Raw genomic sequence first — 8,492 nt, forward strand, 5'->3', positions numbered from 1 at the left:
TAGGCCCCCGCTAGTGCGGGTACTACTGCTCGCTCAGGAGGCGAACAGGTCGGCGACCGGCAGCGTCCAACCGGGGACCACGTCGTCACCCTCGATGGCGTCACTTTCGCTCAGGATGGCGAACGCCTGGAGCGAACGGTAGACCATGACGGCGCGCTTGCGGGTATCGACGACCAGGACCATGCGCGCTCCTGCCCGCAACCACTCGGCAACCTTTTCCTGAACGTCCGCATAGCTGTCGTTTGGTGAGATGACTTCCGCTGCCAGGTCAGGCGCGCCCGGAAAATAACCGTCGCTACGCCCGATCTCGGCGACGCGCTCGCGACTAACAAAGGCAACATCGGGGGCGCGCACCGTGTCGGGGTTCTCGGCAATCTTGAAGCCGGTTTCCGCCGCAAAGACCCTGCCAAGGTCATGAGCTTTGATATGCTGGTAGAGCGAGCCCAAGATTTCCGCGGCGATCATGCCATGTTCACTTCCTGCCGGTGACATCTTCCTCAGCTCCCCCCTCACCAGCTCATAGCGAAAGCCGTCGTCCGGCAGCTCGAGCAGCTCCTCAGCGGTCATCCTCTGGGCTCGCGTATGGATTCGCGTGGTCATGGGTAAACCTCGAGGGCATCTTAGCACGCTGCGGCGCCCTCCTGGAGAATAGCCCCTTTGGCGGGTGCTTCTCTCGAGGCCGGGCCAGCGCTCGGCTTGTCCTCAGAGCCCAAGCGCCGCTTGCCACGGCGTCACCCCTGGGCTCTCGGCGAGCAACCATGCCACCGGCCTCGTCAAGGACCTCAGGCAAGCCTCTCCGGGTGGTGCTTGCGCCAGTAGCGCGTAAGCCCCTGCACCGTCATCTCGTCATGGCTGGTGACGCGGTGCTTGAAGACGAGCTCGGGCGAGGCGCCTTCGGCAGTAAGCGCCTCTAAGCTCAAGGCGGCGATACGCGCCTGCAAGGCGGCCTCGTCCTCGCCACGCCGCATACCCTCCAGAACCGCCTCCGCCCAGCGGTGGGTTTCCTCCCTCATGCGCTCCAGGTGCGCGGCAGGGTCCGTGACCTCGCCAAAGTGCGTGAGCAAGAGGCGCTGCGGCGCGGCCGCGAGCATGGTCTTAGTCGAGCGGCCCCAGATGTCCAGGTCGGTCTCGGGCGGCGGCGTGGCCGGGCGGATGACCTTGGAGCCGGCGAACCTGATCGCCGCGGCGTCCCCGGTCAAGAGGCTGCCGTCGTCCAGGAGATAACTCACATGATGCGAGGCGTGGCCCGGCGTGTAGAGCACGTCGATACGCCGCCCGGCGACCCTCAGGCTCTCACCGCCGCCGACCGCGTGAAGCTGTCCCGCGGGAACAGGCTCGATCTTTCCCCACAGACGCTCCATCTCGTCTTCGTAGATGCGCGTGGCGCTCACGATGAGGCGGCTCGGATCGGCGAGGTGGGGCGCGCCGATCTCGTGAACGTAAACCCGCGCGCCGTAGCGGCTCGCCAGCGCGCCTGCCGCGCCCGCGTGGTCGAGGTGGATGTGCGTCACCAGGATGTCGCTGAGCCCTTCGGGCTCGAAGCCGGCCTCACGAATGGCCTCCTCGAGACGGGGAAGCGAGGGCACCGTGCTGCACTCGATAAGCGCAAAGCTTCCACCCTCGCCCGGCAGGAGATAGACGCCGACCGTGCCCGGATAGCCGGCATGGTTCGAGTCCAGGAGGAAGACATCGCCCAGCCGCTCGACTTGCGGGCGCCTCTCTTTGTTTGCCCATCTCTCTTCGTTAGTCGTTTCTTCGTTAGTCGTTTCTTCGTTAGTCGTTGTACTCTCGTCCATTTGGGCCTCCACAACGTGCGCAGCAGTCTGTACGCCAAGGGCGCTGTTGCACGCTGCTACTCACTTGATGTCAAGAGGAGTCTAGCATGGCCGGTTTCCAAACCCCCTGTTTCCAAACTCCCGGTTTCCAAACCCGGGGCAAGAACCCACCGCGATGATCCCGCACACCACCAGCCCCAGGCTCATCGTCGCCGCCGAGAGCAGTTACCTTATCGACCTCTTCTACCAGGATGAACCGCGAACCGTAGGTGCCTTCCTGCTCTTGGACGAGCACCCCACCCTTATCGAAACGGGTCCTTGAGTTCAGCGTAGAGCTCGCGCTTGTCCAGGGTGCGGCGCGCCTTGAACTCGGTGCGCTCGAGGGAGCCGGCGGGCAAGAGGGCGAGGCGCGCCGCCACCCCGATGGCCTTGCGCAGCGCGGCCTCCACCTCGCGAAGCAAGCTCGCCTCGTCCTCGGCGGAAAGAGGAAGCGCCGGTTCGACCTGCAGGAGGAGGGTGTCCATCTCCTCTTCGCGGCTGATGACGATGCGGAACTCCTCGCCGAGGGCGGGAAAAGTGCGTAAGACGTTTTCAACGACGGTCGGATAGATGTTGACGCCGCGCACGATGAACATGTCGTCGGCGCGCCCGTAGATGCCCAGCGGCAGCCTCGGGTAGGAGCGGCCGCAGCGGCAGGGCTCGTCCGTCCAGCGGGCGAGGTCGCCCGACCAGTAGCGGATCATGGGCTGCGAGGTGCGCTCGAGGTGGGTGTAGACGGGCACCCCCTCCTCGCCGTAGGGCACGCGCTCGCCCGAGTCCTTGCCGACGAGCTCGGTGTAGACGATGTCCTGCCAGAGGTGCATGCCGCTGCGCTCAGCGCACTCGCCGTTGGTCATCCAGGGGGTCATTTCGGCCATGCTGCCGGTGTCGACACAGATCCCCCCGAAGGTCTCCTCGATACGCCGCCGCGTCGCCGGCACCCCGGCGCCCGGCTCGCCGGAGAAGAAGAGGATGCGAAAGGCGAAGTCGTCTTTGGGATCGACGCCGAGCTTGCGCGCTGCCTCCGCCAGGTAGAGCGCGTAGGAGGGTGTGCCGTAGAAGACGGTCGGCTTCACCCGAGCGATCCACGCCACGGCGCGCTCGGTCTGCCCGGGCGTGCCCGCCCCAAAGGGAAAGGCGGTAGCGCCCAGCCGCTCGGTGCCCGCCAGCGCGCCCCAGGAGCCCACGTAGAGGCTGAAGAGCGAGCCGATAAAGACGGTGTCACGCGGCCGCACGCCAAAGCCCCACATGATGCGCGCGTGGGCAAAGCCGATGCGCGCCCAGTCGCCCTCGTCGATGGCAAAGATCGTGGGTTTCCCCGTCGTGCCCGAGGTGCCGTGCATGCGCACGAGCGCCCTGGGGTCGGCGCAGAGATAACGGCCGAAGGGCGGGTGCGCCTCCTGTTCCCGGCGGAGCTCGTCCTTGGTGAGGACGGGAATGCGCGCGAGATCAGCCAGTGTTCCCAGCCTTTCGGGCTGAAAGCCGGCCGCCTGCCACTTCTCCCGGTAAAAGGGCGAACGCTCCCAGGCATAAGCGATCTGTGCCTGGAGCTTGGCGAGGACAAGGGCCTCGCGCTCCCTGGCGGGCATCGTCTCCTCACGGCGGCACCAGTAGGGCTCGTTTTCCTCCAGACGATCCTTACTGTAGACGGGCGGCCAGGTCACGGCGCCGCTACCCGCTCGAGCCTCGAGCGGATCAGCTCGGCGATGTCGTCGACACTGGCTCCCTGCCGGAAGACGCCGTGGACGCCGGCCTCCTCCAGCCCCTCCACGTCCGACTCGGGAATGGTCCCGCCGGCCAAGACCAGCACGTCGTCCATGCCCCGGTCTCTCAGGCCCCTCACCAGCTTGGGCAGGAGGCGCATATGCGCCCCCGAGAGGATGCTGATGCCCACCACCTCGACATCCTCCTGCAGGGCGGCTTCGGCCACCTGCTCCGGGGTGAGGCGCATGCCCAGGTAGATGACTTCCATGCCGTGGTCGCGCAGACCACGGGCGATGACCTTGACGCCGCGATCGTGGCCGTCCAGGCCGAGCTTGCCCAAGAGCACCTTGATAGGCTGTGTGCTTGCCATCTTCCCTCCTCTTTTCTAAACGACGGCTTTTCTAAACGACGGCCGGGTCGCGGTGAACGCCCATCTCTTCGCGAAACATCGTCATGATCTCGCCCTCGGTCACGCCTGCCTTGACGGCCCCCAGAATCCAGGGGATGGTGTTCTTCCCTGCCTGAGAGGCCCTGCGCAGGTCGCGCAGGCTCCCCTGCACCAGCGTCTCGTTGCGGGCCTTCTTGAAGGCGTGCAGCCGCGCGACCTGCTCGTCCTCGAAGCGTTCCTCGAACTGAAAGAGCTCGAGGCTCTCGTCCAAAGGCGGCTTTTCAGCGAGGTCGTTCTCACCGACCCAGATGAGGTCCTTACTCTCGAGGCGATGGTAGTAGTCCATGGACGCGTCGACGATCTCGCTCTCGAAGAAGCCGCTGTCGATGCCCGCGAACATGCCGCGTAAAAAGCTGCCCTCGCCCATCTCCTTGATGCGATCCAGGTAGTCCATCGCCCCGTCGTCGATCTCGTCGGTGAGGCTCTCGACCAGGTAGGAACCGCCCAAGGGGTCGATAATGCTTGCCACCCCGGACTCCTCGGCGATGATCTTTTGGGTTCTGAGCGCCATCTTCATGGCATCTTCGGAAGGGATGTCGTAAGCCTCGTCGTAGCCGCTGATGTGCAGCGACTGGGTGCCGCCCAGGACCGAGGCCAGGGCCTGCAGGGTCCCTCTCACGATGTTGTTGCGCGGCTCGTTGCGCGCCAAGGTCGAGCCGAGCGTCTGGGTGTGAAAGCGCAAGAGCGGCGCCTTGCCCCCGGTAATCGCAAAGTCCTGCCGCAACAGGCGCGCCCAGAGGCGCCTCGCGGCACGCATCTTGGCGGCCTCCTCGAAGAAATCCATATGGCAGCCGAAGAAAAAGGAGATGTTGCGCAGGACCACGTTCAGGTCGAGGCCGCGCGCCTGCAAGGCCTCGGCGTAGGCCAGACCCTGCGCGAGGGTAAAGGCCACCTCCTGCACCGCCGTCGAGCCCGCCTCGCGGCTGTGGTAGCCCGAGACGTTGATGGCGTTCCAGTGGGGGAGCTCCTTGCTGCAGTACTCGACGATGTCGATCGCCAGGCGCACCGACGGTTCGGGCGGCAGGGCGAAGGTCTTCTGGCCGTAGAACTCCTTCAAGGCGTCGTTTTGTACCGTGCCCCGCAGCGTCTTGGCCGCGATGCCGCGCCCTTGGGCGACGGCGATGTACATGGGCAGGAGCACGCAGGCCGGGTGATTGATGGTAAAGGACGAGCTGATTTTGTTGATGTCGATGCCCGCGTAGAGGTCGTCCATGTCCTGCACGGTGTCGATAGCGACGCCGACGCGGCCCACCTCGCCCTCGGCCAAGGGGTCTGTCGAGGAGTAGCCCGTCAGGGTGGGGTGGTCGAAGTCGGTCGACAGACCCGTCTGGCCCTGCCTCAGGAGAAAGTGATAGCGCTCGTTGGTGGCGGGGGCGGTGCCGAAGCCGGCGATCTGCCGCCTCGTCCACTCGCGGCCCCGGTACATGCTCGGGTAGACGCCGCGGGTGTAGGGGTATTCACCGGGGAAGCCGAGCGCCGCAAGCGTCTCCTTCTCGCTCTTGCGAGGCGTGTAGACAGGCTCGAGCGGCAATCCGGAAACCGTCGCGAAGACTTCTCGCCGCTCGGAGCCCCTCCTCACGAAGGGTTCGTAGACCTCCTCGCGCCACTGCGCCTGGCGCGTGCGCCATACGGACGGTGTCTTATCCGGCGTCTTATCTTCGGCCATCGTCTGCCTCCTCTTCGCTCTTCAGGGTTCGCTCTTCAGGGTCAAGCGGCGACCCGCGGCCCGGGCCAGCTCGAGCGCGAGGTCGTAAGGGTCCTCGCCGCCTGCCGCCTCGAGGCGTCGCCGCAAGCCGTCATCGCCTTCTACCGTCTGCTTGAGCGCCTCGCCCCACAGCTGTTCGAGCAGCGAAAACACCCGGCGCCGCTGACGCCGTGCCCTTCTCTTCTGGCCCTCCCCTGCGGCTTGCTCCTGCTTGAGCGTCTCGAGGCTCTCCCAGAGCGCCGCCACACCCTTGCCCTCGGTCGCCACCGTCGTCAGTACCTGCACCCGCCCCCTGCGCTCGCTGTCGCCCTGGGCCAGCCAGCGCAAGGTCGCCTTGGTCCGCTCGGCGCCGGGACGGTCCGCCTGGTTGACCACGATGACGTCGGGAATCTCCAGGATGCCGCCCTTGATGGCCTGGATATCGTCGCCGAGGCCCGGCGCCGTCACCAAGACCACGGCGTCGGCGAGGTCGAGGACTTCGGTCTGGGTCTGGCCGGCGCCGACCGTTTCGACCAAGATGACGCCATAGCCCGCGATGTCGAGCAGATCGACCGCCTCCAGAGTGCAGGCCGCCATGCCGCCTTTCGAGCCCCGCGAAGCCAGGCTGCGGATGAAGACGCCGGGATCCTCCCCGTGCGCCAGCATGCGGACGCGATCGCCCAGGACGGCGCCGCCGCTGCGCTCGCTCGAGGGGTCTATGGCCAGGACCGCCACGCCGAGCTCCCGCCGCCGCAGCTCGCCGATGAGCCCGGCGGTCAGGGTGCTCTTGCCGACCCCGGGCCAGCCGGTAACACCGATAACATAGGCCCGGCCCAACCGTGGCGCGATATCTTGGACCCAGGCCAGGGCCGGCAACTGGCGGTTCTCGACCAGGGTGAGCGCCCTTGCCAGAGTTCCTTTGTGTCCGGTCCCGAGGCGCGCCAACCAGCCCGGCTCGAGCCCGCGCCGCAGCCGTGGCCCTTCAAGCATGTAGCCCCTCAAGCATCACGCCCGCCTCCCCAGGGTCCGTGACCACCGCTGCGTCTGCAAACAGCGACGCGTAAAAACCCTGGATGTGCTCGCTGACCGCCGCCACCCGCGCCTCGAGGAGCCTCAAACCCTCCCGCACGCTGACGCGGCTCGCGCCGAAAAGGTCGCAGAACTCCTGCTCGCCCGGCAGGTGACCGGGAGGGAGCGCTTCCCTAAAGACAAAGATGTAGTCGCGCGGCCGAGTGGCGATTTCGTCCCTCGGGTTCCTGCGCTTGACGCGCTGCAAGGGCGCCTTGGGTCTTATCATAAGATGATAGGGCCCAGCCTACTCCCGGCCACCGGGAATGTCAAGATGGGAGCCGACTCGTTTCCGCCCTCCTCCTGGCGCGTCCGTCGCCGGGCTGGGCTTATCCTGCTTCGACCGTATTCGTCAGCGTGCCGACGCCCTCGACCGTCACCTCGACGAGGTCGCCGACGTTGAGCGGCCCCACCCCGTCGGGCGTGCCGGTGAGGACCACGTCGCCGGGATGAAGCGTCATGAACTGGGAGATGTAGGAGAGGATCACCGGCACCGGAAAGATCAGCTCCGCGGTGTTGCCGTCTTGCCTCAGCTCGCCGTTTATGCGCGTCTGCACGCTCAAATGACCGGGGTCTAAGTCGGTCTCGAGCCAGGGACCCAAGGGGCAGAAGCCGTCGGCGGACTTGCCGCGGGTCCACTGCAGGTCGCCCCGCTGCTTGTCGCGCGCGGTCACGTCGCAGGCGCAGGTGTAACCGAGCACGTAGTCGAGCGCCTCCTCGGGGTCTACCCGTCGCACCGTCCGGGCGATGACCACGGCCAGTTCACCTTCAAAGTGCAGCTCGTTCGTCCACGACGGGTAGGGAATGGGGTCGCCGGGACCCGAGAGGGTGTTGAGCGCCTTTAGAAAGAGACCCGGCTCCTGGGGCGGGTTCGCCGCGTCGCCGCCCATCTCGCTGATGTGCCTGGCGTAGTTCTTGCCGACGCAGACGATCGAGCGCGGCTCGCAGGGCGGCAGCAGGGTAGCGTCCGAGAGCATCAGGCTCACGCCGGTGCGCCGGCCCATCATGTGGCTGAGCTGGAAGACCTTGCCGCCTTCCGCCTCACCCCAGTAGCTGCCGTCGTAGCTGTGGTATCTCAGTCGTTGCATCCTTCACCTCATTCTTGATTCTTGATTCTTGATTCTTGAATCCTTCCTTGGCTTCGTCGTCTCACCGCCCTACTTATCTACGGGCATTCTACCGGGTCTCGTGGGCCTGTGCCCCATGAGGGAAACGGCTCATGTGCAGATTGTAGACTGATTTATGCTGCCTGCTCGAGCTTTCAGCGCGGGAGGTTTAGGGATAGGAGAAAGACCGATGCAAAGGACGCTCAAAAGGCTCGGCCTGGCCTTGCTCTTAGTGAGCCTGGTGGCCTGCGGGCCCAGCCAGCGCGAGAGGGACCTCGGCGCCCAAAATGAGGCCCTGCTGAGCGAAAACGCGCGCCTGCAAGCCGAGCTCGAGGAGGCCAGGGCGCGCTTGGCGGAACTCGAGGAGGACAGCCGCGTCCAGCGCGAAAGGCAACCCGCCATCGACCGGGAGCGCGCCGAGTTGGCCGAACTCCGGCGGCAGTCGGCCGAGCAGGGCGGGCGCGTAGCCGAGCTCGAGCAGGCGCTGCAGAGCAGCGAGGCGCAGATAGAGGCGCTCTTGGGCGACCAGGAGAACATCGACATCTTAAGCGCCGAACTCGTCGACCGCGACGAGCGTCTCGCCGCGCTCGACGCCTTGCTCACCGAGACGCAGGTGACGCTTGCGGGCGAGCGCGAGGCGCAAGCCGCCCGCGCGGGCGAGCTCGAGG

The 8,492-nt window shown here is 66.2% G+C and carries 10 protein-coding genes; 2 read left to right on the plus strand and 8 right to left on the minus strand.

Going from position 1 to position 8,492, the window contains the following annotated elements:
• Positions 1-33: 33 nt before the first annotated feature.
• Together M3498_11855 and M3498_11860 are read right to left on the minus strand one after the other, a co-directional pair.
• Positions 34-567 (minus strand): Uma2 family endonuclease, encoded by a 534-nt coding sequence (locus tag M3498_11855; protein MDQ3459979.1) that lies wholly within the window; start codon positions 565-567, stop codon positions 34-36.
• Between the two features lie 215 nt (positions 568-782).
• Entirely contained in the window at positions 783-1,796 is a 1,014-nt protein-coding gene (locus tag M3498_11860) for an MBL fold metallo-hydrolase (GenBank protein ID MDQ3459980.1), read from the minus strand.
• A 154-nt stretch (positions 1,797-1,950) separates the two neighbouring features.
• On the opposite strand from M3498_11860, the gene M3498_11865 reads away from it, so the two are divergent.
• Positions 1,951-2,097 (plus strand): hypothetical protein, encoded by a 147-nt coding sequence (locus tag M3498_11865; protein MDQ3459981.1) that lies wholly within the window; start codon positions 1,951-1,953, stop codon positions 2,095-2,097.
• Here the strand turns inward: M3498_11865 and M3498_11870 are convergent.
• The 6 genes from M3498_11870 to M3498_11895 form a co-directional block, all read right to left on the minus strand.
• Positions 2,078-3,478: an AMP-binding protein gene (locus M3498_11870; protein MDQ3459982.1), complete on the minus strand. Its 1,401-nt coding sequence runs from the start codon at positions 3,476-3,478 to the stop codon at positions 2,078-2,080. The genes M3498_11865 and M3498_11870 overlap by 20 nt on opposite strands.
• Entirely contained in the window at positions 3,475-3,888 is a 414-nt protein-coding gene (locus tag M3498_11875; GenBank protein MDQ3459983.1) for a cobalamin B12-binding domain-containing protein, read from the minus strand. Before M3498_11875 ends, M3498_11870 begins: the two co-directional genes overlap by 4 nt.
• Before the next feature lie 31 nt (positions 3,889-3,919).
• A complete protein-coding gene (locus M3498_11880) occupies positions 3,920-5,632 on the minus strand; it encodes a methylmalonyl-CoA mutase family protein (GenBank protein MDQ3459984.1) in 1,713 nt (570 codons plus the stop codon).
• A gap of 21 nt (positions 5,633-5,653) precedes the next feature.
• Entirely contained in the window at positions 5,654-6,640 is a 987-nt protein-coding gene (meaB, locus tag M3498_11885; protein ID MDQ3459985.1) for a methylmalonyl Co-A mutase-associated GTPase MeaB, read from the minus strand.
• The gene (locus M3498_11890; protein MDQ3459986.1) at positions 6,633-6,947 is read right to left on the minus strand and encodes a GntR family transcriptional regulator; all 315 of its coding nucleotides are present in this window, start codon (positions 6,945-6,947) and stop codon (positions 6,633-6,635) included. The genes meaB and M3498_11890 overlap by 8 nt, the downstream gene beginning before the upstream one ends.
• A gap of 100 nt (positions 6,948-7,047) precedes the next feature.
• The gene (locus M3498_11895) at positions 7,048-7,806 is read right to left on the minus strand and encodes a fumarylacetoacetate hydrolase family protein (GenBank protein MDQ3459987.1); all 759 of its coding nucleotides are present in this window, start codon (positions 7,804-7,806) and stop codon (positions 7,048-7,050) included.
• A 208-nt stretch (positions 7,807-8,014) separates the two neighbouring features.
• On the opposite strand from M3498_11895, the gene M3498_11900 reads away from it, so the two are divergent.
• Positions 8,015-8,492, plus strand: a 478-nt coding sequence (locus tag M3498_11900) for a hypothetical protein (GenBank protein MDQ3459988.1), incomplete at its 3' end; no start/stop codon positions are given.

Source organism: Deinococcota bacterium (assembly GCA_030858465.1).
GTDB lineage: Bacteria > Deinococcota > Deinococci > Deinococcales > Trueperaceae > JALZLY01.